Here is a 25,918-nt window from a genome sequence, read left to right as displayed (position 1 = left end):
AAGCGGGCGCCTATTCATGATAGCGTCGCTTGATGAATCAAATGTCTTGCACCTGATTGTACCTAATTCTATTCTGTAGCTCCTATAGAAAAGCACCCCAATAGTATGAATAAGCCTGAGCTTCGACAAATAATCATTGAGCAACTCGAATCCCGATTGCGTATCGCACAATCTGCCACTCAACGTGCCATTGACGCCGCGACCGATGAAGAGACAGTGCCAGAACACAAGTACGACACCTTAGCTCTAGAAGCCTCGTATCTTGCCCACGGACAAGCGGTGAGAGTGCAAGAGTGTGAAGATGATATTCAGTGCTATCGAAACCTTGTATTGCGTGACAGTGAAAAAGTTACTGTGAGTAGCTATGTGGTGGTGATTGATGAGCATGACCAATATAAACACTTCTTTATGGGGCCGAGAGTTGGGGGACTGGCTGTCACGTGGAATGACAATGAAGTAGCTATCGTGACGGCAAATGCGCCTTTTGGTCAGGCGTTAATGGGTAAAGAAGTTGGCGATGAAATTGAGTTTAAGGTCGCTGATAAACAGTTTTGCTACGAAGTGGTATCGGTTGACTGAATAATTGGCTAGGGAATATAAGACGTTGCTCTGACAAAGAAGCATACACCCAAGGTATAGTAATTTGTCAGATTGATGAGAGGATGTTATGAAAAGCAATGTATTTATGAAAAACAAAATGTTTATGAAAAACAATGTATTAATCGCATCGTTAACAGCGGTAATCTCTGTCGTGAGCCTGCCAACTTTTGCTGCTCAGTGTCGAGTTGATTTGAAGAATGAATTACGAATCGATGATCAGAAAGTCGAAATTCATCAGGTAAATGGCAATAGCGCCGTGTTCGATAACAACAACGATCTCTATATTCATGGTGAGAAAGTTGAGCTTGATGCAGACCAACAAGCGGCAATTGAAAAGTATCGTGAAAGTATGGGTGAGTATTTACCTCGCGCAAAGCAAATGGCTAACGAGAGCTTAGCATTAGCCAATGACGTTATTGATGATATTGCCGCTAGCCTAGATTCGCCTGAGTCGTTTGATAATGTAAAAGAGTCAATGAAGACGTATTTTGCTGAACTTGAGGCGCGTTACTACAAAGATGGTGAGCTAGTACTACCAGCAGACAGTTTCGACTCGATGGCAAATGGCTGGTCTGAAGATTTCGAGAAGGCGAAAGAAATCTTTAACCAAGAATTTATATCTAGCGCTTTTAATGCGATGTCAGAAAAGATGAAACAAGACGGTGGCCTAAACCTGACTGAATTGGCTGACAGCATGGCTGAATTAAAGCTGAAAGTTGAAGAGCGAATGAAAGAACATGCTCAGCAAATGGAAGAAGAAGGCACTGAGTTCTGTGATTCACTTGATGAGATGGCAGAGCAAGAGCAAGAACTGCATGAAATTATTCCGAACCTAAAAGATTACCAAGTATTCACAATTTAATTTGAATCTAATGATGAATAGCAAGAGCACCGGTTGGTGCTCTTTTTGTTTGTATAAATGGAACCACGCAACGAGTATTTATCTCTATTTAATCGATTTGCTTCTCAAGCCCGCCACTTTGCTTTATTGCTTATGATTGAATGATAAGACTGGTTATTTGTTAATTTTGTGGTTCTAAATAGCGCATTGATTGTAAAAATCAGAGAATTGTTCATTTATTGGTTGTGCCTATCATTGCTTTTTATTACTGTACTTCTCAACTAGTTCACTGATTTTTAATGCGGGCAATATGGACCAACAATCTTCCTCTTCAAGAGAGCACTTTAGCTCTCGTTTAGGCTTTATTTTAGCAGCGGCTGGTGCAGCGGTTGGCTTGGGTAATATTTGGGGTTTCCCGACTCAAGTTGCCAGCAACGGTGGCGGTGCTTTCCTTTTGGTCTATTTGATCATGATCTTCGTGGTTGCTTTCCCTATGCTGGTGGTAGAGATGGCTATCGGCCGTCACGGCCAAGCAAACCCAGTTGATAGCATGCGATCTTTGACGACAAACCCTTTGGGTAAGAAAGTCGGTGAGTTTGTCGGTTGGATTGGATTGAGTGTTCCAAGTGCAGTGCTAGCCTTTTATAGCATTGTTGGCGGTTGGTTGATTTGCTTCCTAATTGGAGCTGTTGCGGATCTGATTGGTCTAGAGGCTGCTGCTGATTGGTTTAAAGGCTTCAGTGTTGAGCGCAACGTATTTGGTACCGTCGCGTTCTATGTACTGACTATCTTGATTGTACAGGGCGGTGTTAAGCAAGGTATCGAGAAGTGGTCGACTCGTTTGATGCCTGCGCTGTTTGTTTTATTTGGCTTATTGTTTGTTTACATCATGACGCAATCTGGTGCAATGGAAGGCCTAAAACATTACCTCGTTCCAGACTTTGAGAAAGTGTGGGATAGAAAACTGATTCTGGCGGCAATGGGGCAGGGTTTCTTTTCGCTCACCATTGGTGGCTGCTCAATGTTGGTTTATGGCTCTTACTTAAGTAAGAAAGAAAACCTGCCAAAAATGGCAATGAACGTTACTTTGGTTGATACTGCTGTCGCTTTTATTGCTGGACTAGTGGTGATGCCTGCAATGTTTGTTGCGATGCAAAAAGGCGTTCAAATCTACGCGGAAGACGGCTCACTATTAAGTTCTGACACGCTAGTATTCACGGTTCTGCCGTTGATGTTTGATAGTTTAGGTGTGCTTGGTCAGATCTTCGCAATTGTCTTCTTCTTACTACTAACGATTGCTGCACTGACTTCTTCTATCTCGATGCTTGAAGGCCCGGTAGCGCTAGTGAGTGAGCGTTTCAATACTAGACGAACGCCAACAAGCTGGGTGATTGGTGGTGCTATCGCGCTGTTTAGTGTGGTGATTGTTTACAACTTTGCTGCGATGTTTGGCATGGTAGCGATGATTGCAACTCAATACCTTCAACCTGTAGCGGCATTGATGTTTTGCCTGTTTGGTGGCTGGGTGTGGAGCCGAGCTTCAAAAGTGAGAGAGCTTGAGCAAGGCTGCCCTGATTTTCAACTGGGTTGGTTTGGTAAAGTTTGGCCAATGTATGTGAAATTTGTCTGCCCAATCTTGGTGGCAACGGTTATTTGGGCTTCTTTCGGATAGTGACCAGCTGACGGCTACATCATTATATTTGCTATTCAAGGCCACTCTTAATGAGTGGCTTTGTTGTTTTTAGCGGCACCAAGAAGATAGAAAAAAGGCGCTGAACATAATATTCAGCGCCTTTGTATTTTTAGTTAAGCAATCGTGATTACTTAATTTCCATACCTTGAGCTTGTAGATCTGCATGGTAAGAAGAGCGTACAAACGGGCCACACGCTGCGTGAGTGAAGCCAAGCTCTAGAGCAATCTCTTTTAGTTCATCGAACTCAGAAGGCGGCACGTAGCGTTCTACTGGTAAGTGGTGACGGCTTGGTGCTAGGTATTGGCCTAGTGTCAGCATAGTCACACCATGTTCGCGAAGGTCTTTCAGTACTTGAACGATCTCTTCTTTCGTCTCACCAAGACCCATCATCACACCTGATTTTGTTGGGATATCAGGGTGCTGTTCTTTGAATTTCTTCAGTAGATCAAGAGACCACTTGTAGTTCGCACCTGGACGCGCTTTACGGTATAGACGTGGTGCTGTCTCTAGGTTGTGGTTGAAAACATCTGGCGGGTTGTCTTTCATTAGATCAAGCGCAACATCCATACGACCGCGGAAGTCTGGAACCAGTGTTTCGATACGAATATTTGGGTTTAGCTCGCGAATCTCACGGTTACAGTCAGCAAAGTGCTGAGCACCGCCGTCACGCAAGTCATCACGGTCAACTGAAGTGATTACTACGTACTTCAGTTTCATGTCTTTAATCGTCTTAGCCAGTTTCTTCGGCTCTTCTGCTTCAGGAGCAACAGGACGACCATGGGCAACATCACAGAACGGGCAGCGACGAGTACAGATAGCGCCAAGAATCATAAACGTTGCCGTACCGTGGTTGAAACACTCGGCTAGGTTAGGGCAAGACGCTTCTTCACAAACTGAGTGCAGGTTGTTTTTGCGCATTGCTGATTTGATTTCTTGAATACGATGGCTGTCTGAAGGAAGTTTAATCTTCATCCATTCAGGCTTACGTAGAACTTCTTTCTGTTCAGCAGGCATATTCTTTACGGGAATTAATGCCATTTTGTCAGCGTCACGATATTTAACGCCTTTTTCCATTTGGATTGGTTTGCTCATGATTTTATGCTTCTGCTGTAATGTTACTGGTGGCTTGAATGTCTACTTGGTCATAGCCGAGTAGCTCTACGAGCTCTTGTATTAACTGTTGCTCAACGTTTTCCAGTTCACTTGGTCCGCCAAGTTGGCTTACCTGCGCCATTTCCATACCTTGGTAACCGCATGGGTTAATACGTAGGAATGGAGACAGGTCCATATCGACGTTAAGTGCTAGCCCGTGGAACGAGCAGCCACGTCGAATACGTAATCCGAGTGAACAGATTTTTTTGCCATCGACATAAACACCAGGAGCGTCAGGTCGGGCAGCTGAATCTATATTGTAAGCTTTCAGAGTATTGATTACGAGGTTCTCGATATGAGTAACCAAATCACGTACTCCGAATTTCTTGCGGCGGATGTTAATCAGAAAGTAAGCAACTAATTGGCCTGGGCCGTGGTAAGTCACTTGGCCACCGCGATCGCTTTGTATCACAGGGATATCACCGGCATTTAATACATGCTCAGCTTTGCCTGCTTGTCCTTGAGTGAAGACAGGGTTGTGTTCAACCAACCAAACTTGGTCTACGTCTTCTTCCGTGCGTTCGTCTGTGAACTTATGCATGGCTTTCCATACAGGTTCGTAATCCTGACGGCCTAATTTTTTTACGATTAGCTTATTTTGCAAAGCTGCACTCCCTCAAGGATTAATAAAGTGAACGCATTATAAACGCGAAACATGATTCTAACTACAGACGGACTGCAAGGTTTTTCAACTTTCTTTGTATTTATTGAAAATTAAGTTGAATGAATTTGAACTCGTTAGGGGGCTTTAAACAAAAACAGCGGCAATAAGCCGCTGTTTTTGATGTGTAATCGGAGATTACAGAACCATACGAACGATTTCGATCTCGCCCAGTTCTTTATAAAGAGTTTCTACTTGCTCGATTGAAGTCGCAGTAATATTGATAGAAACAGAGTGGTAGTTACCTTTCGCACTCGGTTTTAGTGTTGGGCTGTAGTCACCAGGAGCATGACGCTGGATCACTTCTAGCACTAGCTCTGTTAGTTCTGGCTTAGCGTGGCCCATTACTTTGTAAGTAAATGAACAAGGGAACTCTAAGAGATCTTTTAGTTTTGCATCAGAATTGATGTTCATGATTAGCTCCAAAAGGCTAGACTCTCGCAAATTGGCGAAATGTCGATAAAAAGCGTGTTCGGTCAACAGACACGAGTAATAAGGCGGAATATTACGTGTAAATATCACTGAACTCAAGATCAACAAAAGCCGCACATGGCGGCTTTTGGCTCACTAATGAGTAAATCATGAACTTACTCATTAGGTTAGCTATACAACAAGCTTAGGTTTTACTTAGAACAAACCTTTGGCTGGTTTAGAATAAACCCTTGAACAGAAGAACTAGGTAGTCCCATAGGCGGCTGAATAGGCTGCCTTGGTCTACATCTTCAAGTGCTAGTAGTGGGTATTCAGCAACGTCTTCACCGTCGACTTGGTAGAATAGTTTACCAACTACATCGCCTTTGCTGATTGGCGCTTCTAGCTCTTTCTCAAGTACGAAGCTTGCTTTTAGGTTCTTAGCTTGGCCACGAGGTAGAGTTACGAAAGTATCTTCATCGACACCTAGCGCAACTGTGTCCTTGCTACCCATCCAGATTTTCTCTTCTACGAAGGTTTCACCCGCTGTATGTGGCGCCACTGTTTCGAAGAAACGGAAGCCGTAGCTAAGCAGTTTTTTGCTTTCTGTTTTACGAGCATTAGCATTCTTGGTGCCCATAACTACAGCAACTAGGCGCATTTTGCCTTCGGTCGCTGAGCTTACTAGGCTGTAACCTGCATTGCTTGTGTGGCCCGTTTTGATGCCATCAACGTTCATGCTCTTATCCCATAACAGACCGTTACGGTTGTATTGGGTGATGCCGTTGTAAGTGAATTTTTTCTGCGAGTAGATACGGTACTCATCAGGAACGTCACGAATCAACGCCTGACCAAGTAGCGCCATATCGTAAGGCGTTGAGTATAGGTTCGGGTTGTCTAGACCGTGCACGTTAGCAAAGTGCGTGTCTTTCATACCGATAGAGCTTGCCCATGCGTTCATTAGGTCAACGAATGCATCTTCAGAGCCGGCGATGTGTTCAGCCATGGCAACACAAGCATCGTTACCTGACTGAACAATGATACCGCGGTTCAGTTCTTCAACTTTAACCGTTGTACCTACTTCAACGAACATCTTAGATGAATCTGGGAAGTTTTTAGCCCAAGCATTTTCACTGATTACAACATCGTCGTTTAAGTTGATGTTGCCACGCTCTAGCTCTTGGCCAATTACGTAGCTCGTCATCATCTTGGTTAAACTTGCTGGAGAAAGTTGAGTATTCATCTCTTTCTCTGCTAGTACTTTGCCTGAATGGTAATCCATCAGAACAAAACCTTTAGCGGCGATTTGAGGTGCATCAGGAACAACAATAGGAGCGGCGAATGACGATGTAGCTATCGTTGCAGAAAGAGCAACAGAAGTAGCAAAAATTGATTTAACAAGTTTATTAGATTTAATCATTTTGAATGCAATTATTTGGTGAACTATTCATATATTAACAGAATCACTCTGTCACACCAGAGCGCTGATTACCAGAAGTAACTGTTAGATTAATTAGCGAGTTAGGGTGTGTTTTTTTATATAAGCTGACGGGTAACCCATTAGCTTAACTTGTTCTAATTTTTCTTGAGTCAGAGCATAGTCATGAAATGGCCCAATCATCAGACGGTAGTTGTCATCATTTGACTGCAAGAACGTTGCTACTTCTAGTTTTTCGGCTAGATCTTTAGCTAACTTCTCTGTTCTATCTTCATGTGGAGATGTGGCAACTTGAATAATAAATTGTGGCAAAGCGGCCTTTTTCTTAGCGTCGGTTGGCATAGCTACAGTAATGACTTCTATCTCAACATTTGCAGTGCCGGTTCTTAATACATCGAGCTTGTAAGCGGCCGCATAACTAAGGTCAATGATTCGGCCTTCATGGAATGGACCACGATCATTGATGCGTACAATCGTTGTTTTGTCATTATCGGTATTGGTCACTTTTACGTAGCTTGGAATAGGCAATGTTTTGTGTGCTGCAGACATCGAATACATGTCGTAGATTTCGCCATTAGACGTTAAATGACCATGAAATTTCTTACCGTACCAAGAGGCTTTTCCTTTCTCGGTAAATCCTTCCGTCTCCTTGACGATCTTATAGTCTTCGCCACGCAGAGTGTAATCCGTGTTACCACCTAAACTATAAGGTTCATACTGAGGGTGAGCATCTTCTAAATGCTCTACCGAGATCGGTGCGTCTGGCGCAATATCTGAATCAATATCGTAGCGACCTGTTGGCTTCTGTGAAGAACAGCCATTGATTAAAATCGCTAGCCCTAAGATAGAGGCTATTTTTTTGAATGGCAGCTCATCAACCAGGGATGCTTTTTTTGAGAACGTTGTAATAGACATCGATTAGGTCGCCTTTGAGAATGCTTTTCTGTGTGTATGGATTGACATTAAAATACCAAAACCAGCCATAAGGGTAACCATTGAAGTACCGCCATAACTGACTAGAGGAAGAGGAACACCAACCACAGGTAGAATGCCACTTACCATGCCAATGTTTACAAAAATGTAGACGAAGAAGCTCAGTACAATACTGCCGCCCATCATTCGGCCGAATGCGGTTTGAGCTTGGCTAGCAAGCACTAAGCCACGTCCAATAATAAACAAATAGATAGCAAGCAAGAACAAGATACCAATCATGCCCCACTCTTCGGCAATTACCGCAAAAATGAAGTCGGTGTGGCGCTCTGGGATGAACTCTAGTTGAGATTGAGTGCCTTGCAGCCAACCTTTTCCTGATATACCACCAGAACCTATCGCAATCTTACTTTGAATGATGTGGTAACCCGCACCTAATGGATCTGATTCAGGGTCAAAAAGGGTTCTTACACGTACTTTTTGATATTCACGCATCAAGAAGAACCATAAGATTGGGATAAACGCCCCCAACGCGATTGCCGCACTAGCAATGATTTTCCAACTGATACCTGCCAGGAATATCACGAAGATACCGGATGCGGCGATAAGGATAGATGTACCTAAGTCGGGTTGCTTTGCGATTAGAATCGTCGGTACAAATACCATCACTAGCGAGATCGCTAATGTTTGGAAGGTAGGTGGAAGTGAACGCTTACCGATAAATCGTGCCAGCATCAAAGGCACTGCAAGCTTTAATAGCTCTGAGGGCTGGAATCGAACAAAGCCGAAGTTTAACCAACGCTGGGCACCTTTCGAGGCTTCACCAAAGAACAACACGCCTAATAGTAAGATGACACCACCAGCAAACAGCAGTGGTGCCAAGGTCTCATAAGTGCGAGGTGAGATTTGCGCTAGGAAGATCATCACACCTAAAGATAGAGCCATACGCATTGCTTGGCGATCCATCATAGCAAGACTTTGTCCGCTTGCGCTGTACATGATCAGTAGGGCAAAGCCCATTAAAACCAGAATGCCGAGCAAAAGCGGCAGGTCGATATGCAGCCTTTCGAATAGGGCTCTATTTCGTCCAGTTGAAGGATCAAGTTTCATTATTTAATTGGCTCACTTTGATAATCTTCTGCAAGGATAATATGGTCTAAAATTCTTCTTACTACTGGTCCGCCGTTAGACGAACCGCCACCTGCGTTCTCTAGAACGATAGTCACGACTGCTTCAGGATCTTCAAAAGGCGCGTAACCCGTAAAGAGGGCGTGATCGCGTAAGTGCTCTGCGATTTCATCCGCGTTGTACTCTTCATCTTCTTTTAAGCCGAATACCTGCGCGGTACCCGATTTACCAGCAGTTTGGTAAGACATCTTCTGGAATGAACGTCTTGCGGTGCCTTTCTTACCGTGGTTAGCCAGCCTCATACCTTCCTGAGCGATGTCCCAATACTTCTTCTTAACTCCGGTTAGCGGTGGGTAAGTTTCAATATCCGACATAATTTGTTCATCGAATGGGCGGCCGTTATCAATGGTTGAACGAAGTAGATGAGGGGCTGTTACTTCACCTTCATTCACCAAAACTGATGTGGCTTTTGCAATCTGCATTGGTGTTGCTGTCCAGTAGCCTTGTCCAATGCCAACAGGGATGGTGTCACCTTGGTACCAAGGCACACGGTGTCTTGCCATTTTCCAATCACGAGTTGGCATATTGGCTTTGCTTTCTTCATAAATATCGATGCCAGTGTAGTCACCAAAGCCGAACATCATCATCCATTTGGATATGCGGTCAATTCCGAGATCATAAGCAATTTGGTAAAAGAAAGTATCCACTGACTCTTCAATCGCTTTCTCTATATCAACGACACCGTGCCCCCAACGCAACCAGTCACGGAATGGTCTGGTTTTAGAGTTCGGGATCTTCCAGTAGCCAGGGTCGTTACGTGTGGTATTCGGTGTAATGACACCTTCTTGCAAAGCCGCAACAGCAATGAATGGCTTGATCGTCGATGCTGGTGGATAAATACCTAGCGTTGCACGGTTAACTAAAGGTCGGTCTTTGTCTTGAAGCAGTGCGTTGTAACCTTTAGAGGATATACCATGTACAAATGCATTTGGGTCGTAGCTTGGGCTAGATACCATAGCTAACACGCCATTGTCTTTCGGGTCGAGAACGATAGCTGAACCACGGCGGCCATCAAGTAACTTATGTACGTATAGTTGTAGCTTGATGTCCAAGTTGAGCACGATATCTTTACCCGGAACCGAAGGTACAAACTTAAGGGTACGGATCACTCGTCCACGGCTGTTTACTTCGACTTCTTGATAGCCAGCGGTACCGTGCAACATGTCTTCGTAGTAGCGTTCAATGCCAAGTTTACCGATGTCGCGAGTCGCTTGGTAATTGGCGTCTTTCTCTTCTCGTGCTAGGCGCTGCATATCACGGTCATTGATGCGCGATACATAACCAATAACGTGAGTCAGCACATCACCATAAGGGTAAAAACGTTTTAACGTGCCAGTGACCTCAACACCAGGGAACTTATGTTGGTTTACAGAAAAGACCGCAACCTGTTCTTCTGTAAGTTGGTTCAGAATCGGTACTGACTTGAAGCGTCGTGAATTACGACGATCACGATTAAAACGCTCGACACGTTCTGGTGGGACCTCGATTAACGCTTGTAGGCGGGCGAGCGTGTCATCCATATCTTTTATTTTTTCTGGTGTGATTTCTAGATTGAAAACAGGGCGGTTTTCAGCAAGAAGTACACCGTTGCGATCGTAAATCAAACCTCGGTTGGGTGCGATTGGAACGACCTTGATACGGTTGTCGTTAGAGCGGGTTTTATAGTCCTGATATTGGTTGATTTGAATGTTGTAAAGATTCATAACCAACATCGACATCATCACTATGATCCCTGCAAACGCAACAAAAGCACGGCTAGTAAATAGTCGTGCTTCTGCTTTGTAGTCACGGATTTGGCTACGTTTACGTAACATTAACGCTTATTCTCGATGATAAGGGTGGTTAGCAGTGATGCTCCAAGCTCGATACAAGCTTTCAGCCATGATAACGCGTACTAATGGGTGAGGGAGAGTAAGTGCCGATAGAGACCAACTTTGATCTGCTGCCGCTTTACATGCAGGTGCTAGTCCTTCAGGCCCGCCAATAAGGATAGAAACGTCGCGTCCATCCAATTTCCAACTTTCCAATTGCTCTGCCAGCTGAGGGGTATCCCATTTTTTACCTGGGATATCAAGCGTGACAATGCGGTTACCTTTCGGAACCGCTGCCAACATTGCTTCGCCTTCTTTTTGAAGAATACGTGCAATATCCGCATTTTTACCGCGTTTACCCGCAGTGATTTCAATGAGTTCTAATGGCATATCATGAGGGAAGCGGCGTTTATATTCTTTAAAGCCTTCTTCAACCCACTTTGGCATTTTTGTACCAACTGCGATTAACTGGATCTTCAAAGCTTAGCCCCAAAGTTTTTCTAGTTGGTACAGTTCACGATGCTCTTCTTGCATAACGTGGAGCATGCTTGTGCCCATATCTAGAACAACCCATTCACCTTCTTGCTGGCCATCCATGCCTAGTGGTTGCATGCCTGCTTTACGTACTTCATCAGCAACATGCTGTGCAATAGAAGCAACATGGCGCTTAGAGGTGCCAGTACAAACAATCATGTAATCAGTCACACTTGATTTGCCTTCTACATCGATAGTCACAATCGATTCTGCTTTCATGTCGTCGGCTTTGTCTGCAAGAAAATCTTTTAGTTCTTCACGTAACACGGGGTGTTCCTTTAATCTGAATTTAGCTTTTTAGGGGCTGTTGACCCTAGAATATACCACGCTTTTATGCGTGAAATGGTATTGAAGCTGAAGGGATACAAAACTCTACGCTTAACTGATGAATTAGTGGCCAAGGCGACTGCTCATATTGAGTCTTTGTCATCAATTCAGCTTGGGTGAGCAACGCGAACAAAGAGTGTAATTGAGAAATCGAAACTCTTGTTAGCGCGGCGTTATAAAGAGGCTTTTTAGATTGCCAGATGCGGTGTTTGTCGAAGACTTGACCAATCGGCATCTGTTTCATTTGTTGCTGCATTTGCAACAACAGGGCAAGTTCACGTTGGATACTACGCAGTAAAATGACTGGCTCTATACCCTCGGCTTCTAGCTGACGCAGGATCCGTTGTGCTCGGTTTCCTTTGCCTGCTAATAACGCATCACTCCAATGGAATGGAGTAAAATGGTTATGGCGACTCAGCGATTCTTCTAAGCGTACTAGTGTGAGCTTTCCATCTGGGTATTGGAGAGCCAGTTTTTCTAGGCTTTGGGTTAGTGCAAATAGGTTACCCTCATGCCATTGTGCCAGCATTTGAATCGCTTCAGGATCTGGCGTCAAACCGATTTGACGGCAGCGAGCTTGGACAAACTGAGGAAGTCGACTGACATCTGGAGTCAAGCAACTGACCCAGTGACCTTGATTCGAGAGCGCCTTAAACCACTTCGCGCTCTCTTGAGCTTTGGTTAGCTTAGTGCCGACCAAGATCAATAGGATATCACTGTGGATATGCTCGGAGATCGCGAGTAGCTCTTTTGCTATCGCGGCATTGACGCCTGACTCTGGTAATTCAAGTTCGATGACTTGACGGCTAGAGAACAGGCTCAGTGCTTGAGTGCAGTCGTAGACTTGATTCCAGTCGAGGCTGCTATCAATAGCAAAGCGGTGACGTTCTTCAAAACCTTGTTGTTTTGCAGCTTTTTGAATTGCTTCTCGGCTTTCTTGTAATAGCAGAGGCTCGTTACCAAAAATGAGGTAAACACTGCTTAGCTGTTTAGCAAGTTGCTCTGATAAGCGGTCAGCAAAAATACGCATCAAATAAACCTATTACTCAGCCGGTTCGCTAAGTGTTGGTTGCTCTTCTGAAGCCGGTACGATCTCAACGTCGTCAATTTCAACATTCTTGATGTTGTATTGCTTTTCGAGCTCTTTCACTTGAACGTGTTCTAACGCTTCTAAATCCATGCTATCAGCTGCGATGTTCGCTTTTAGTCGAGCCATTTGACGTAGGATTTGGCTTGTTGCCAACTTGCGCATCTCATCTTCAATCATGTCTCGTTCAACCGACTTCGCAAGTGCAGTCAGTGGGTTGTCTAGATAACTACGGGTTACACTGGTTGAGAATGTCTTTGAGCCAAGGTCTGGGATAGTTACGCGATACGAAGCATAAAACGTAAGTTCAATTTCAGCAGCACGAGTGTTTTGGTATAGAGAAAGGGTACGCTCACCAACGCTCTCACTAATAATGTGTAGGTTAGGGGTATTTTCAGCAGGTGGCACGATTTCTACATCATTCATGCGTAGCTGACCTTTCATCATACGTGTAAACGTACTGTATTGGTCATAACTGGTTACGGAGATCTTGTTGAGTTCTTCTGGTACGGAGTAATCACCACGCAGGTGGAAACCACACGCACTTAACAGGCTGACGGTTAAAACAACAATAGTAACTTTCAATGAAGATAGTGAAATCAGGCGCATTATTTGATGGCTCTCATGAAGGTAGAATACTTATTTAAAGGCTTTAGCTAGATTGAGTTGTTAGGCTCAAATCTAAAGCGCTTAAATAAGTAGACAGGGCAATTAGCTACCCTGTCTACAGACTGCTTTTGATGAATTAAGTTCGTTAATTCTTTAGCAATTGCACTGTACTAACGAAATTAGTTAGCAACGATGTTTAGAAGCTTACCAGGAACGAAGATAACCTTACGAATCGTTAGGCCATCTAGGAACTTCTTAGCGTTCTCATCGTTTAGACCAAGTTCACGAACTTGCTCTTCTGTCGCGTCAGCAGCAACCGTTAGCTTCGCACGTAGCTTACCGTTGATCATGACAACGATAGTCTTCTCGTCTTCAACTAGCGCTTTCTCATCGAAAGTTGGCCATGTTGCTGAGTCTACGTTTGATTCACCAAGTGCAATCCACATTTCGTAAGAGATGTGTGGAGTCATAGGGTAAAGCATACGAACTACTGCTTTTAGCGCTTCATCAAGAATTGCACGATCTTGTACAGACTCTTGAGGTGCTTTCGCTAGCTTGTTCATTAGTTCCATGATTGCAGCGATAGCTGTGTTGAACGTTTGGCGGCGGCCAATATCGTCCGTTACTTTCGCGATAGTCTTGTGGATATCACGACGAAGTGCTTTTTGGTCGCCAGATAGCGCAGAAGCGTCAACAGATTCAGCTGCACCTTTAGAAGAATGAGCGTGAACCAATTTCCAAACACGTTTAAGGAAGCGGTTAGCTCCTTCAACGCCAGACTCTTGCCACTCAAGCGTCATGTCTGCAGGTGATGCAAACATCATGAATAGACGTACTGTATCAGCGCCGTACTTGTCTACCATCTCTTGTGGGTCGATACCGTTGTTCTTAGACTTAGACATTTTGATCATGCCTGAGTGCTCAACTTCGCGGCCTTGATCGTCGACTGCTTTTTCGATGCGACCTTTACCGTCACGTTCAACCGTTACGTCAGTCGGTGCAATCCACTCTTTGGTGCCTTTTTCGTTTTCGTGATAGAAAGCGTCAGCCAGAACCATGCCTTGACATAGTAGTTGCTTGAACGGTTCGTCAGACGTCACGTAACCAGCATCACGTAGAAGCTTGTGGAAGAAACGAGAGTAAAGCAGGTGCATACAAGCGTGCTCGATACCACCAACGTATTGGTCAACTGGTAGCCAGTAGTTTGCTTTCTCTGGATCTAGAATGTCGTCTGCTTGTGGTGAACAGTAACGTGCGTAGTACCAAGAAGACTCCATAAACGTATCGAACGTGTCAGTCTCACGTAGAGCTGGTTCGCCGTTGAACGTTGTCTCAGCCCAAGATTTGTCTGCCTTGATTGGGCTAGTTACGCCATCCATTACCACATCTTCAGGAAGAATTACTGGTAATTGGTCTGCTGGGACAGGGTGAACTTCACCGTCTTCAGTGGTTACCATTGGGATTGGAGCACCCCAGTAACGCTGACGAGATACACCCCAGTCACGTAGACGGAAGTTTACTGTCTTTTTACCTTTACCTTCAGCTTCAAGCTTCGCAGCAATTGCATCGAATGCTTCTTGGAACGCAAGACCATCGAACTCACCAGAATCGAACAATACGCCTTTCTCGGTGTAAGCCGCTTCAGACACATCTAGCTCAGAACCGTCTTCAGGTTTGATTACTGGGATAATGTCGATGCCGTACTTAGTTGCGAATTCGTAGTCACGTTGATCGTGAGCAGGAACCGCCATTACCGCACCTGTGCCGTAATCCATAAGAACGAAGTTTGCTACGTAAACAGGAACAACACGACCGTTAAGAGGATGGATAGCCGTTAGGCCAGTATCCATACCTTTCTTTTCCATCGTTGCTAGTTCAGCTTCAGCAACTTTAGTGTTACGACACTCTTCAACGAATGCAGCAAGCTCTGGGTTGTTCTTCGATGCTTTCTCTGCAAGAGGGTGACCTGCAGCGATACCCACGTAAGAAACACCCATCAGTGTGTCTGGACGAGTTGTGTAAACTTCCAGTGGCGCTTCTTCGCCGTTGACAGCGAAAGACAGCTCAACACCTTCAGAGCGGCCGATCCAGTTGCGCTGCATGGTCTTAACCATTTCAGGCCAACCTTCAAGGTTGTCGAGATCGTCTAGTAGCTCTTGAGCGTACTCCGTGATTTTAATGAACCACTGTGGAATTTTCTTTTGCTCTACTGGAGTATCACAACGCCAGCAGCAACCGTCTTCTACTTGCTCGTTTGCTAGTACTGTTTGGTCGTTTGGACACCAGTTAACAGAAGATGTCTTCTTGTAAACCAGGCCTTTTTCGTAAAGCTTAGTGAAGAACTCTTGTTCCCAACGGTAGTACTCTGGAGTACATGTTGCGAATTCACGGTTCCAGTCGTAACCAAAGCCTAGAAGTTTAAGCTGGTTTTTCATGTACTCAATGTTTTCGTAAGTCCATGGTGCAGGCGCTGTGTTGTTTTTAACAGCTGCGTTTTCTGCAGGTAGGCCGAATGCATCCCAACCAATTGGCTGCATTACGTTTTTGCCTTGTAGACGTTGGAAACGAGATACCACATCACCGATGGTGTAGTTACGCACGTGACCCATGTGCAGTCGGCCACTTGGGTAAGGGAACATAGAAAGACAGTAGAATTTTTCTTTGTTTGGGTCTTCACTTACAACGAAAGTTTCGCTGTTATCCCAGTGTTGTTGAACCTTTTGTTCAATCTCTTGCGGGTTATATTGTTCTTGCATCGATGGTATCCGGTTATCTTGGAATTTGTGAGTTCGGTTAGAACAGAATCTTACAGATCGTCATAGAATACCTAAAGGAGCTGAGTACAACAATAGTTATACCCTTCATACTTGCAGTTGCTACCTAGTAGATTGTGTAATTTTCACTGAATTTCGCAGGGCAACTATACTTAAGAGTATGAATTGCATTTGTTTGTGAGCGGGAGTGCATTGCAGCGCACCCGTTTGCTCACTAAAAGGTTGGTTATCTTAAGGAGGTTGTTATGCCGAAGAAAAAAGCGCTCTATGAAGAAGTAGTCGAAGAGGTGATTGAAACGCTGAAGCATAGTCCTGAAGAGCTCAACAACAAAATCGAAACGTCAGGCAAGTATGCGAAAGCAGCCAACGACATGACCAAAGATGAACTATCGCTGATTTCTGCCTACGTGAAGTCGGACTTAAAAGAGTTTTCTGAAAGCTATGAAGAGAGTAAAAGTGGTCCATTCTATTTGATGATTGCAGACTCTATTTGGCAAGGACTGTTGGATATCACTGACCGCACTAAGGTGGAGTGGGTTGAACTGTTCCAAGATTTAGAACATCAGGGGCTGTATCAAGCGGGTGAAGTCATAGGCTTAGGAACCTTGGTATGTGACGAGTGTGGTCACCAAACTGAATATAACCACCCAACCAATATCATTCCATGCATTAAATGTGGTTCTAAAGGGTTTAGTCGTAAAGCCCTTAAGCCGTAAGCTCCTGAACCATAATACAGTATCAACGTAAAACCACAGCAATAAAAAGGGTTGACCCAGTCAGTCAACCCTCCAATCACCTTTCGTCGAATCTCGAATCTCGAATCTAGCTTTTTGGCTTTCTTATTAGCCAACCAATCACCAAGCTGAGCATCGCCCATATATACAGTGGCCAAGTACCTATTGTGTGATAAGGCGTTTGACCATCCGTTGAAATGAGTTCAGCTTTTAATACGGCCGTTTCAAACTGAGGCACTTGTTTGATGATGTTGCCTTTGTAATCTGTCACCGCCGTCACACCATTGTTGGTAGAGCGAATAAGCGGCTTACCAAGCTCCAGAGCCCGCATTTGTGCGATTTCCATATGTTGCAATGGCCCAATCGAACGACCAAACCACGCATCGTTGGAGAGCGTGAGGATAAAGTCAGTCTCATCAGTCACATTCTGTCTAACTTGATCATTAAAGATGATCTCGTAACACAACGCAGGCGCAAGATGACGACCGTTGGCCACGATGTTTGGTTGGATGAAATCACCACGACTGAACGAAGACATTGGCAAGTTAAAGAATGGTGCCAATGGGCGCAATATGTCCTCAAACGGTACAAACTCACCAAATGGCAGTAGGTGATGTTTATGATAGCGCTCGTCTGGATCGTAGCTGTATTCACCGTATGGGTTTACACCAAGTGAGAGAACGCTGTTGTAGTACTTCTTGTCTTCAGACTGATTCAGTACACCTGTGATGATTGAGCTGTTATTCATCTTAGCAGCGCTGTCTAAGTTGCGCAGAAAAGAGGGTATCTCGACTTCAAAAGCAGGAATAGCGGCTTCAGGCCAGATGATGATATCCGCATCCCAGTTTTCTCTGCTGAGGTCGGTGTATTTCATCATGGTCGGCCAGCGATGACTTGGTAGCCATTTACTGTCTTGATCGACGTTGCCTTGTATTAAAACGACTGACGTAGTTTTTTCCGGGTTCGGCGTGACCCAATCGATATTTCGAATACCAAAACCTGCGCTAAATACGACGGCGGGAATGATAGCGATACTCCAAGCCCTGTTAACAATCGCATAAGCGAATGCAGAGGCTGAAACAATGATCGCTAGAGTTACTAGCTCTACGCCGCCAATCGGTGCAAACGAACTTAATGGCGAATCGATTTGGCTGTAGCCCAACCAAAGCCAAGGGAAGCCCGTCATTACCCATCCACGTAGCCAATCACTGACTAACCACAATGCTGGAGCAGCGAGGAAAAAGCGGCTTAGATTATTAACAGGGAAGAACTTGTTCAAACTCCAGGTAAACAGACCTGAATAAACAGCTAGGTAGCCAACGAGCAATGCCATCAAAAATAGATTAGCCGCCAGTGGCATGCCACCAAAACCATCAATGCTGACGTATACCCAGCTGATACCTGTCGTGAATTGGCCTAAACCCCATGCGTAGCCAATCCAAAGCGCGCTTTTAGGAGAGCGGTTGTGGATCAGTAACAGCAACAAAGCTGGGCTGAGAATAGCAAGAGGCCATATGGAGTATGGAGCGAATGAAAGGGTGGTTATAGCGCCAACAAAAACGGCCGCAAGCGGCCGTAATAGGCGATGAATAAAGGTCTTAGTCATCTAATTTCTGTCATCTCTTTAGAGAGAAGTTGTTATTCTTCGATAGTCGGAAGAGGCTGTTCGTCAGGAATGGTTACCTGTAGCTGAATTACACGACGGTTATCTGCTGATGTTATCTTGAAATGGTAGTTTTCAATTTCTACAATTTCGCCACGAACCGGCAGGTGACCGAGTGCTGTCATAACCATGCCGCCTACTGTATCTACTTCATCATCACTAAAGGCAGTGTTAAACGTATCGTTGAACTCTTCAATAGTGGTTAAAGCTTTTACAGAAAAGGTATGCTTACTCAGCTTACGAATATCTAACTCTTCTTCATCGTCGAACTCGTCTTCAATTTCACCAACGATTTCTTCGAGGATATCTTCAATGGTTACTAGGCCAGAAACTCCGCCAAACTCATCGACAACGATAGACATGTGGTAACGCTCTTCTTGGAACTCCTTAAGCAGGCGATCAACTCGCTTACTTTCAGGAACAACTACGACAGGGCGAATCACTTGTTCGATATCAAATGGGGCACTTTCTGAACCCAAATACTTAAGTAGGTCCTTCGCTAATAGAATGCCTTCAACATGGTCTTTATCTTCACTGATCACTGGGTAGCGAGAGTGTTGAGCATCAGTAATAAGCGCAATCAATGTATCTAAATCATCGGTGCGTTCAACTGTAACCATTTGAGAGCGAGGCAGCATGATATCGCGTACTCGCATCTCTGAAATTTCCATTACACCCTCGAGCATGTCGCGCGTGTCGTGGTCAATTAGGTCATTAATTTCTGAGTCGCGGATTACATCCACGAGCTCTTGGCGATCTTTTACTTCACCTTGAAATAGTTGGCCTAGGCGTTCAAAGAAGGACTTTCTACTCGGACCTTCAGATTTTTTACTTCCCTCAGAAGTGGGGGGGTTACCTTCGTTCATGATTTCTCAAAAAATAACGCTATCAGAAGTGTGATAGCACACGTTACAACTCAGATTCCTGCGGAAATCACAGGTTCGATGAGTTATTGTTTCTCTGCAACCTACTTTACTAGAATCAATTTACTTTTCTAGAATATACGGGTCTTCAAACCCCATAGTTTGCATGATTTCTGTCTCGAGTGATTCCATCTCTTCAGCTTCATCATCTTCGATATGATCATAACCTAGCAGATGCAGACTGCCATGTACAACCATATGAGCCCAGTGTGCTAGCAGAGGCTTACTTTGCTCTTCTGCTTCTTTTTCGACAACTTGACGGCAGATAATGAGGTCGCCTAGCAGATCTAGCTCGATCCCTGGAGGTGCCTCGAATGGAAAAGACAGCACGTTAGTTGGCTTGTCTTTGCCACGGTATTCATGATTGAGCTGGTGGCTTTCTTGCATATCAACGATACGAACCGTCAACTCAGCGTTCTCTTGAAACTGAGGAATTGTCTTGTCCAACCAAAGCTGAATATCTTGCTCAGTTGGAAGACCTTGCTCATTTTCGACTGCTATTTGCAGGTCTAGTTCAATAGACATCTATTTATCACCTTGTTCTGTAATCACAGAACTATTTTGTGTTGCTAATTGTGTCGTAACTGCCTGCTGAGCCTCAAGAAGTTTGGCTTCGCGCTCTTCACGTTTACGCTTTTCAAACTCTTTGCGCTCTTTCTGGTCTTTCGCTTCCCATTTCTCGTAGGCGTTGACGATACGAGCAACAACAGGGTGACGAACCACATCTTCAGACATGAAGAAATTAAAGCTGATGTCATCCACTTCACTCAGCACTTCAGTTGCATGACGAAGACCAGACTTCGCTCCACGAGGTAAATCGATTTGCGTAATGTCACCTGTGATAACTGCACGCGAATTAAAACCGATACGGGTTAAGAACATTTTCATCTGTTCTACCGTGGTGTTTTGGCTCTCATCAAGAATGATAAATGCATCATTTAGTGTACGTCCACGCATGTAAGCCAGTGGAGCGACTTCAATCACGTTACGTTCAATTAGCTTTTCAACACGTTCAAAACCGAGCATCTCAAACAGTGCATCGTAAAGTGGGCGCAAATATGGGTCGACTTTCTGGCTTAAATCACCCGGTAGGAACCCAAGCTTCTCACCGGCTTCTACAGCAGGGCGAGTCAGTAGGATCCGGCGAACCTCTTGGCGTTCAAGTGCATCAACTGCTGCTGCAACGGCTAAATAGGTTTTACCTGTACCTGCTGGCCCAATACCAAAGGTGATGTCATGGGTGACCATGTTCATTAGGTACTGTGCTTGGTTTGGCGTACGAGGTTTGATGACGCCTTTTTTAGTCTTAATGGTCACTTCTTTGCCGTAGTCGATTTCAGACTCGACGTGTTGTTCCAAAATGCCAGATTCGGTGACCGCCAGATGCACTTGCTCTGGTTCGATATCGATTATGTTGCCTTTAACTGGAGCCGTTTCAACATAGAGGTGTTTGATGATGTCTAAAGCAGCGGCTGCTGTGTGAGGCTTACCAACGATGGTGAAGAAGTTGCTTCGGTAATTAATCTCAACGCCAAGACGACGCTCAAGGTGTTTGATGTTGTCGTCGAATGGTCCGCATAAGCTAGCCAAGCGCTTGTTGTCGGCTGGCTCTAGATTTATCTCTAAGGTAACGATTTTATTGCTCAAATTAGCCTCTCATTTTGTGCCACTCGCTCTTAAATAAAACAAAGAGCAAAAAGCCCGATTTAGACCGGGCTTTTGATTGTGATATCCCTATTTCTAAGATGGTCACTTAGTTAGGTAATTTCAAGCTTTGTGTTTGCGCTTTGTGCTCAAACAGTTGTATTGCCTACGGTGTAAATGTCGCTACACCTAGCTCGTCTTCACGTTTTGTTTTTTCCATCATTTCTGCTGGAGTCATAACAACGCGTAGACCCATGTCTTTTTCTGTGCGAACTAGCTCACCACGTAGTGAGTTGGTGTAAACCTCAGTGATCTTCACATCTACGAACTGGCCGATTAGGTCTGCAGAACCTTCGAAGTTCACAACACGGCTGTTTTCTGTACGGCCGCGAAGTTCCATTAGGTTCTTTCTTGATGGACCTTCAACAAGGATACGTTGCTCTGTGCCTAGCATTAGACGAGAGAAGCGCATAGCTTGTGTGTTTACCGTTTGTTGCAGTTCGTATAGACGATCTTTCTTCTCTTGTGCTGGTACGTCACATGGGTAATCTGCCGCTGGCGTACCCGGACGAGGAGAGAAAACAAAGCTGAAGCTCATATCGAAATCAACTTCTTTAATTAACTTCATTGTATCTTGGAAGTCTTGTTTAGACTCACCAGGGAAACCAACGATAAAGTCAGAACTGATTTGAATATCAGGACGAGCTTTACGCAGTTTGCGGATAATAGACTTGTACTCGATAGCCGTGTGTGGACGCTTCATCATCGTAAGAATACGGTCACTACCACTTTGTACTGGCAGGTGAAGGAAGCTCACTAGTTCAGGAGTATCTTTGTAAACTTCAATGATGTCGTCACCAAACTCAAGCGGGTGGCTAGTTGTGAAACGAATACGGTCGATACCATCGATAGAAGCAACAAGACGAAGCAGTTCTGCGAATGAACAGATATCGCCTTCGTGTGTTGGACCGCGGTATGCGTTTACGTTCTGACCTAGTAGGTTAACTTCACGTACGCCTTGCTCTGCAAGTTGAGCCACTTCGAACAGTACATCATCCATTGGACGGCTAACTTCTTCACCACGTGTGTATGGTACAACGCAGTAAGTACAGTATTTAGAACAACCTTCCATGATAGAAACGAATGCCGTCGCACCTTCAGCTTTTGGCTCAGGCAGGTTATCGAACTTTTCGATCTCTGGGAAAGAGATGTCCATTACTGGCTTTTCGTTAGACAGTGATGATTTAATCATCTCTGGCAGACGGTGCAGTGTTTGTGGGCCAAAGATAACGTCTACGTAAGGTGCACGTTGACGAATGTGATCACCCTCTTGAGTCGCTACACAGCCACCCACACCGATCACCACACCTTCTTTCTTATCTTTAAGCGTTTTCCAACGACCAAGCTGGTGGAATACTTTTTCTTGTGCTTTTTCGCGGATAGAACAAGTATTCAATAGTAGTACGTCTGCTTCCTCAGGTACTTCAGTTAGCTCATAGCCATTTGCAGCGTTAAGCAGGTCGGCCATTTTTGATGAATCGTATTCATTCATCTGACAGCCCCAAGTTTTAATTAGCAGTTTCTTACTCATTATATGTTCGCTCGATCGTTAGTTTAATTTAAGGGAGCAAATCGCCCATTATTCATCCGCTAGCTCCATATGTCATAATTCAGTATTCAATTTTATGACAGGCTCTAGCGGCAAGCGGCGTATTGTACTGGTTTCAAAACCGACTGACTAGTAGTCTGAACAAATCTCTTATGTAGTGGCTTTTATTATCGTTAACGCCATATGCCATAAGGGATAACCCTTTTTTCGAATAAGGTTTTTGGTTACAAGTTAGTTATGAAAAAGTACAATCAAAAACAGTCAAAGAATCAAACTGATAAGTACAAAATATGAACAGTTACGATATTGTAGTAGTCGGTGGCGGCATGGTTGGCGCAGCAACAGCTATCGGTTTTGCAAAGCAAGGTCTGAGTGTTGCGGTAATCGAAGGTTTTGCCCCACAAGCTTTTGATGAGTCACAAACGATGGACATTCGTGTGTCAGCGATTTCTCAAGCATCGGTCGAGTTGCTTGAAGATCTTGGTGCATGGCGAAGTATTGCAGCGATGCGAGTGTGTTCATATAAGCGTTTAGAGACGTGGGAACACCCAGAGTGTCGTACTCGGTTTGATGCTGCATCACTGGACCTTCCTCGTTTGGGCTATATCGTTGAGAACAGACTCATTCAATTAGGTTTATGGTCTCAATTTGCTGAACACGACAACCTCGAATTGCTATGTCCAGAAAAGCTCGATGAGATTGAGTTTGGTGAAATCAATATCGTTAAGCTTCAATCTGGGGCTGAGCTATCCGCGAAATGGGTGATTGGCGCGGATGGCGCCAATTCAGCCGTTCGTCAACAAGCTGGTATCGGTATTACTGCTTGGGACTACCGCCAGCACTGTATGCTTATCAACGTAGAAACCGAGCAGCCTCAGCAAGATATTACTTGGCAGCAATTTTTACCAAGTGGTCCTCGTTCATTTTTGCCTTTGTGTTCTCTAACCTCTGACGGTCAAGAAATCGGGCAGGGGTCATTAGTTTGGTATGATTCTCCACTGCGTATTAAGCAACTGTCAGCAATGACCCCTGAAAAACTACGTAACGAAGTACTTTCTCACTTTCCTAAAGAGTTAGGTGATATTAAAGTCTTGAATTCGGGTTCTTTTCCTCTGACACGACGTCATGCTCAATCATATTCGAAGAATAACTGTATTTTAGTCGGGGACTCTGCACATACGATCAACCCATTGGCAGGGCAGGGTGTTAACTTAGGCTTTAAAGATGTATCAGTACTGTTGGATGTCACCAACGAAAAGGGTGAATTGAATCAGTTTGTAGCAAGACGTTATGAAGTGATGAGAAGAGGCGACAACCTAATGATGCAGAGTGGCATGGATTTTTTCTACAAGACATTCAGCAACGACATTGGTCCGCTCAAGTTTGCACGTAATGCTGCGCTAAAATTAGCAGAGAACTCTGGGCCGATTAAAACCCAAGTATTGAAATACGCCTTAGGCCTTTAATTTATTAGTTCAGATTATCTATATAGAGAAGGAGAGCAGATGCTCTCCTTTTTTGTTTGGTGTTGAGTGCTATAACTGCTGTGTAACGCAAACCGGTGCATCGATCTCTAAAGAGTATCCTGTATAAACCAAAGACCCATCCTCATTATTTCGTTTGAATGAGGTGATGTTATTGGAGTGTTGGTTTGCTGCGATAACCCATCGTCCGCAGTCAGTAATATGAAAATCGCGAGGGAAGTTGCCTTCAGTATTATAGCTATCAATAAAAATAGGCATTTTTGTTGTAGGCTCGATTCTGAAGCAACTGATCCTTGATTGGTGTCGACAAGATACATAGAGGAATTGCTCATCCGGCGATAGTTTTATCGCAGCCGTAGCTTCTCCTTTCTCCATATTGGGAAGCGCATCAATTTCTTCTACGATATTCCATACACCCAAAACCTTTTCCAACATAAGTATTGATTCAGAGAGCTCGCAGATCACATAGGCTCTGTCTTCTGCTTTGTTAAAGATTAAATGGCGAGGTCCATTGCCAGCTGGCACTTTAATAGACTGCATAGGCCCGTCTAGAAACTCTTCCTGTTCTTCATCGAAGCAATAGAAGTTGATTCGATCGGTGCCGAGATCGACAGTCACAAACTGTGGCGAGTTTTGTAAGAACAGACATTGGTGGGCGTGCGGGCTAGTTTGTCTCTCTTTGTTTGGCCCGGAACCAACCATCTTGATTGTTTTGAGGCGCTTATCGATGTTGCCATTGATACTTAAGCTAAAAATATCGAATGTGCCTGATGAGTATTGCGACGTGATAGCAAACTTATTGTGTGGATCTATCGTGATGTGACAGGGGTGACCGCCAGCGATAGTACCGGAGTTCTTAACCGTCTTTGAGTTAGGGCTAGGAATATGAATCAGCTGCGGCTGTTTTGGCTGATCAATTTCAGACGCGGTATAGATGCCAAGTTTTGTCGCTACGACAAAAGACGGGTTAGTGCACTCTGCAACGAGCTCTAAAGGTAATAGCTTTCCGCTTTCCAAGTCTAATTGAGCCTGATATACGCCTTGGCTTTTACTGGGAGTGTCTGTGTAGCAACCGATCGTTAGAGTGAGGTTTTTCATAGGGAAGTCATACTCAATTAGAAAATGGAGCAGACATTGTCTTATAAAAAAGTCATGAAGTGATTAGATAGAGAGAAATACTTGGTGACGGAGTTATCAGATTTACATATTCCAGATAAAACAAAACCCAGCTAAAAAGCTGGGTTTCATTCAATGATGGTGCGGTCGGAGAGACTTGAACTCTCACACCTCTCGGCGCCAGAACCTAAATCTGGTGCGTCTACCAATTCCGCCACGACCGCAGCAAAGCTTTATAGTTATATCGACATTGGTGATTCGATGTAACGTTGTGCTCTTAGTTAACTACTTAAGTAATAAAACAAAGAGTTTAAATAGTGGCTGGGCTACCTGGATTCGAACCAGGGAATGCTGGCATCAAAAGCCAGTGCCTTACCGCTTGGCGATAGCCCAACAATGATATCATTTAAGATATCTAAATAATGGTGCGGTCGGAGAGACTTGAACTCTCACACCTCTCGGCGCCAGAACCTAAATCTGGTGCGTCTACCAATTCCGCCACGACCGCAGCAAATCTTTATAGTTATATCGACATTGGTGATTCGATGTAACGTTGTGCTCTTAGTTTTCTATTTAACTTTAAAACAAGCTAAGTAAAAACAAAGAGTTTTAAATAGTGGCTGGGCTACCTGGATTCGAACCAGGGAATGCTGGCATCAAAAGCCAGTGCCTTACCGCTTGGCGATAG

At 44.4% G+C, this 25,918-nt stretch carries 23 protein-coding genes and 3 tRNA genes; 5 read left to right on the top strand and 21 right to left on the bottom strand.

What is annotated here, in order from left to right:
* Positions 1-105: 105 nt before the first annotated feature.
* The 3 genes from CWO27_RS12600 (at position 106) to CWO27_RS12590 (ending at position 3,113) form a co-directional block, all read left to right on the top strand.
* Positions 106-579, top strand: a complete 474-nt coding sequence (locus CWO27_RS12600; protein WP_102432271.1) for a GreA/GreB family elongation factor — start codon at positions 106-108, stop codon at positions 577-579.
* Positions 580-667: 88 nt separating this feature from the next.
* Complete coding sequence (locus CWO27_RS12595) at positions 668-1,462, top strand: YggN family protein (protein WP_107899044.1); 795 nt, start codon at positions 668-670, stop codon at positions 1,460-1,462.
* Between the two features lie 289 nt (positions 1,463-1,751).
* Entirely contained in the window at positions 1,752-3,113 is a 1,362-nt protein-coding gene (locus CWO27_RS12590; protein ID WP_102432273.1) for a sodium-dependent transporter, read from the top strand.
* A 148-nt stretch (positions 3,114-3,261) separates the two neighbouring features.
* Here the strand turns inward: CWO27_RS12590 and lipA are convergent, their stop codons facing one another.
* The 12 genes from lipA to leuS all read right to left on the bottom strand — a co-directional run bounded on the left by lipA (position 3,262) and on the right by leuS (position 16,039).
* Positions 3,262-4,227, bottom strand: coding sequence for a lipoyl synthase (gene lipA / locus CWO27_RS12585; RefSeq protein ID WP_017059920.1), 966 nt, complete (start codon positions 4,225-4,227; stop codon positions 3,262-3,264).
* 4 nt (positions 4,228-4,231) lie between these two features.
* Positions 4,232-4,891, bottom strand: a complete 660-nt coding sequence (gene lipB / locus CWO27_RS12580; RefSeq protein WP_004737632.1) for a lipoyl(octanoyl) transferase LipB — start codon at positions 4,889-4,891, stop codon at positions 4,232-4,234.
* 195 nt (positions 4,892-5,086) lie between these two features.
* Entirely contained in the window at positions 5,087-5,365 is a 279-nt protein-coding gene (gene ybeD, locus CWO27_RS12575) for a DUF493 family protein YbeD (RefSeq protein ID WP_026084358.1), read from the bottom strand.
* A 232-nt stretch (positions 5,366-5,597) separates the two neighbouring features.
* Entirely contained in the window at positions 5,598-6,779 is a 1,182-nt protein-coding gene (locus CWO27_RS12570; protein WP_017067140.1) for a serine hydrolase, read from the bottom strand.
* 93 nt (positions 6,780-6,872) lie between these two features.
* Positions 6,873-7,712, bottom strand: coding sequence for a septal ring lytic transglycosylase RlpA family protein (locus CWO27_RS12565; RefSeq protein WP_102432274.1), 840 nt, complete (start codon positions 7,710-7,712; stop codon positions 6,873-6,875).
* A gap of 3 nt (positions 7,713-7,715) precedes the next feature.
* Entirely contained in the window at positions 7,716-8,837 is a 1,122-nt protein-coding gene (gene rodA / locus CWO27_RS12560; RefSeq protein WP_048607962.1) for a rod shape-determining protein RodA, read from the bottom strand.
* Positions 8,837-10,729, bottom strand: a complete 1,893-nt coding sequence (mrdA, locus tag CWO27_RS12555; RefSeq protein ID WP_102432275.1) for a penicillin-binding protein 2 — start codon at positions 10,727-10,729, stop codon at positions 8,837-8,839. Before mrdA ends, rodA begins: the two co-directional genes overlap by 1 nt.
* A gap of 6 nt (positions 10,730-10,735) precedes the next feature.
* Positions 10,736-11,206, bottom strand: coding sequence for a 23S rRNA (pseudouridine(1915)-N(3))-methyltransferase RlmH (gene rlmH, locus CWO27_RS12550; protein WP_004735246.1), 471 nt, complete (start codon positions 11,204-11,206; stop codon positions 10,736-10,738).
* 3 nt (positions 11,207-11,209) lie between these two features.
* Positions 11,210-11,527 carry a ribosome silencing factor gene (rsfS, locus tag CWO27_RS12545; RefSeq protein ID WP_004735247.1) on the bottom strand — a complete coding sequence of 106 codons (318 nt, stop codon included), beginning with the start codon at positions 11,525-11,527 and terminating at the stop codon, positions 11,210-11,212.
* A gap of 64 nt (positions 11,528-11,591) precedes the next feature.
* Complete coding sequence (gene holA, locus CWO27_RS12540; RefSeq protein ID WP_102432276.1) at positions 11,592-12,617, bottom strand: DNA polymerase III subunit delta; 1,026 nt, start codon at positions 12,615-12,617, stop codon at positions 11,592-11,594.
* A 12-nt stretch (positions 12,618-12,629) separates the two neighbouring features.
* A complete protein-coding gene (locus tag CWO27_RS12535) occupies positions 12,630-13,283 on the bottom strand; it encodes an LPS-assembly lipoprotein LptE (protein WP_102432277.1) in 654 nt (217 codons plus the stop codon).
* Positions 13,284-13,462: 179 nt separating this feature from the next.
* The gene (gene leuS, locus CWO27_RS12530; protein WP_017068503.1) at positions 13,463-16,039 is read right to left on the bottom strand and encodes a leucine--tRNA ligase; all 2,577 of its coding nucleotides are present in this window, start codon (positions 16,037-16,039) and stop codon (positions 13,463-13,465) included.
* A 263-nt stretch (positions 16,040-16,302) separates the two neighbouring features.
* Here leuS and CWO27_RS12525 point away from each other — a divergent pair, with 263 nt between their 5' ends.
* The gene (locus CWO27_RS12525; protein ID WP_009848479.1) at positions 16,303-16,773 is read left to right on the top strand and encodes a zinc ribbon-containing protein; all 471 of its coding nucleotides are present in this window, start codon (positions 16,303-16,305) and stop codon (positions 16,771-16,773) included.
* Positions 16,774-16,879: 106 nt separating this feature from the next.
* On the opposite strand, the gene lnt is transcribed toward CWO27_RS12525, so the two are convergent.
* The 5 genes from lnt to miaB form a co-directional block, all read right to left on the bottom strand.
* The gene (gene lnt, locus CWO27_RS12520; RefSeq protein ID WP_102432278.1) at positions 16,880-18,397 is read right to left on the bottom strand and encodes an apolipoprotein N-acyltransferase; all 1,518 of its coding nucleotides are present in this window, start codon (positions 18,395-18,397) and stop codon (positions 16,880-16,882) included.
* A 32-nt stretch (positions 18,398-18,429) separates the two neighbouring features.
* Positions 18,430-19,320, bottom strand: a complete 891-nt coding sequence (corC, locus tag CWO27_RS12515) for a CNNM family magnesium/cobalt transport protein CorC (RefSeq protein WP_012603382.1) — start codon at positions 19,318-19,320, stop codon at positions 18,430-18,432.
* A gap of 120 nt (positions 19,321-19,440) precedes the next feature.
* On the bottom strand, positions 19,441-19,902 hold the full coding sequence (gene ybeY / locus CWO27_RS12510) for an rRNA maturation RNase YbeY (protein WP_102432279.1): 462 nt from the start codon (positions 19,900-19,902) through the stop codon (positions 19,441-19,443).
* On the bottom strand, positions 19,903-21,024 hold the full coding sequence (locus CWO27_RS12505) for a PhoH family protein (RefSeq protein WP_048663673.1): 1,122 nt from the start codon (positions 21,022-21,024) through the stop codon (positions 19,903-19,905).
* A 163-nt stretch (positions 21,025-21,187) separates the two neighbouring features.
* Positions 21,188-22,612, bottom strand: coding sequence for a tRNA (N6-isopentenyl adenosine(37)-C2)-methylthiotransferase MiaB (gene miaB / locus CWO27_RS12500; protein WP_012603385.1), 1,425 nt, complete (start codon positions 22,610-22,612; stop codon positions 21,188-21,190).
* A gap of 308 nt (positions 22,613-22,920) precedes the next feature.
* Between miaB and CWO27_RS12495 the strand changes: the two genes are divergently transcribed.
* The gene (locus CWO27_RS12495) at positions 22,921-24,096 is read left to right on the top strand and encodes a 2-octaprenyl-3-methyl-6-methoxy-1,4-benzoquinol hydroxylase (RefSeq protein WP_102432280.1); all 1,176 of its coding nucleotides are present in this window, start codon (positions 22,921-22,923) and stop codon (positions 24,094-24,096) included.
* A gap of 69 nt (positions 24,097-24,165) precedes the next feature.
* Here CWO27_RS12495 and CWO27_RS12490 read toward each other — a convergent pair whose 3' ends face one another.
* From CWO27_RS12490 to CWO27_RS12475, 4 genes are all read right to left on the bottom strand, one after another.
* Positions 24,166-25,212 carry a lactonase family protein gene (locus CWO27_RS12490; RefSeq protein ID WP_102480002.1) on the bottom strand — a complete coding sequence of 349 codons (1,047 nt, stop codon included), beginning with the start codon at positions 25,210-25,212 and terminating at the stop codon, positions 24,166-24,168.
* 157 nt (positions 25,213-25,369) lie between these two features.
* Positions 25,370-25,454: transfer RNA gene (locus CWO27_RS12485), tRNA-Leu, on the bottom strand.
* A 94-nt stretch (positions 25,455-25,548) separates the two neighbouring features.
* A tRNA-Gln gene (locus CWO27_RS12480) sits at positions 25,549-25,623 on the bottom strand.
* 30 nt (positions 25,624-25,653) lie between these two features.
* Positions 25,654-25,738 (bottom strand) — tRNA-Leu (locus tag CWO27_RS12475).
* Positions 25,739-25,918: the final 180 nt, after the last annotated feature.

The sequence above is a fragment of the Vibrio sp. 10N.286.51.C3 genome (genome assembly GCF_003050065.1).
Taxonomy (GTDB): Bacteria; Pseudomonadota; Gammaproteobacteria; order Enterobacterales; family Vibrionaceae; genus Vibrio; species Vibrio crassostreae.
Note: the sequence above shows the minus strand (reverse complement) of the source record. Positions and strands in the feature narration are given on the sequence as shown.

Excerpts from the sequence above, each read along its gene's own strand:
- CWO27_RS12600 (WP_102432271.1), top strand. The coding sequence starts at position 106 with ATGAATAAGCCTGAGCTTCGACAAATAATCATTGAGCAACTCGAATCC.
- CWO27_RS12595 (WP_107899044.1), top strand. The coding sequence starts at position 668 with ATGAAAAGCAATGTATTTATGAAAAACAAAATGTTTATGAAAAACAAT.
- CWO27_RS12590 (WP_102432273.1), top strand. The coding sequence starts at position 1,752 with ATGGACCAACAATCTTCCTCTTCAAGAGAGCACTTTAGCTCTCGTTTA.
- lipA (WP_017059920.1), bottom strand. The coding sequence starts at position 4,227 with ATGAGCAAACCAATCCAAATGGAAAAAGGCGTTAAATATCGTGACGCT.
- CWO27_RS12570 (WP_017067140.1), bottom strand. The coding sequence starts at position 6,779 with ATGATTAAATCTAATAAACTTGTTAAATCAATTTTTGCTACTTCTGTT.
- CWO27_RS12565 (WP_102432274.1), bottom strand. The coding sequence starts at position 7,712 with ATGTCTATTACAACGTTCTCAAAAAAAGCATCCCTGGTTGATGAGCTG.
- rodA (WP_048607962.1), bottom strand. The coding sequence starts at position 8,837 with ATGAAACTTGATCCTTCAACTGGACGAAATAGAGCCCTATTCGAAAGG.
- mrdA (WP_102432275.1), bottom strand. The coding sequence starts at position 10,729 with ATGTTACGTAAACGTAGCCAAATCCGTGACTACAAAGCAGAAGCACGA.
- holA (WP_102432276.1), bottom strand. The coding sequence starts at position 12,617 with ATGCGTATTTTTGCTGACCGCTTATCAGAGCAACTTGCTAAACAGCTA.
- CWO27_RS12535 (WP_102432277.1), bottom strand. The coding sequence starts at position 13,283 with ATGCGCCTGATTTCACTATCTTCATTGAAAGTTACTATTGTTGTTTTA.
- leuS (WP_017068503.1), bottom strand. The coding sequence starts at position 16,039 with ATGCAAGAACAATATAACCCGCAAGAGATTGAACAAAAGGTTCAACAA.
- CWO27_RS12525 (WP_009848479.1), top strand. The coding sequence starts at position 16,303 with ATGCCGAAGAAAAAAGCGCTCTATGAAGAAGTAGTCGAAGAGGTGATT.
- lnt (WP_102432278.1), bottom strand. The coding sequence starts at position 18,397 with ATGACTAAGACCTTTATTCATCGCCTATTACGGCCGCTTGCGGCCGTT.
- corC (WP_012603382.1), bottom strand. The coding sequence starts at position 19,320 with ATGAACGAAGGTAACCCCCCCACTTCTGAGGGAAGTAAAAAATCTGAA.
- ybeY (WP_102432279.1), bottom strand. The coding sequence starts at position 19,902 with ATGTCTATTGAACTAGACCTGCAAATAGCAGTCGAAAATGAGCAAGGT.
- miaB (WP_012603385.1), bottom strand. The coding sequence starts at position 22,612 with ATGAGTAAGAAACTGCTAATTAAAACTTGGGGCTGTCAGATGAATGAA.
- CWO27_RS12495 (WP_102432280.1), top strand. The coding sequence starts at position 22,921 with ATGAACAGTTACGATATTGTAGTAGTCGGTGGCGGCATGGTTGGCGCA.
- CWO27_RS12490 (WP_102480002.1), bottom strand. The coding sequence starts at position 25,212 with ATGAAAAACCTCACTCTAACGATCGGTTGCTACACAGACACTCCCAGT.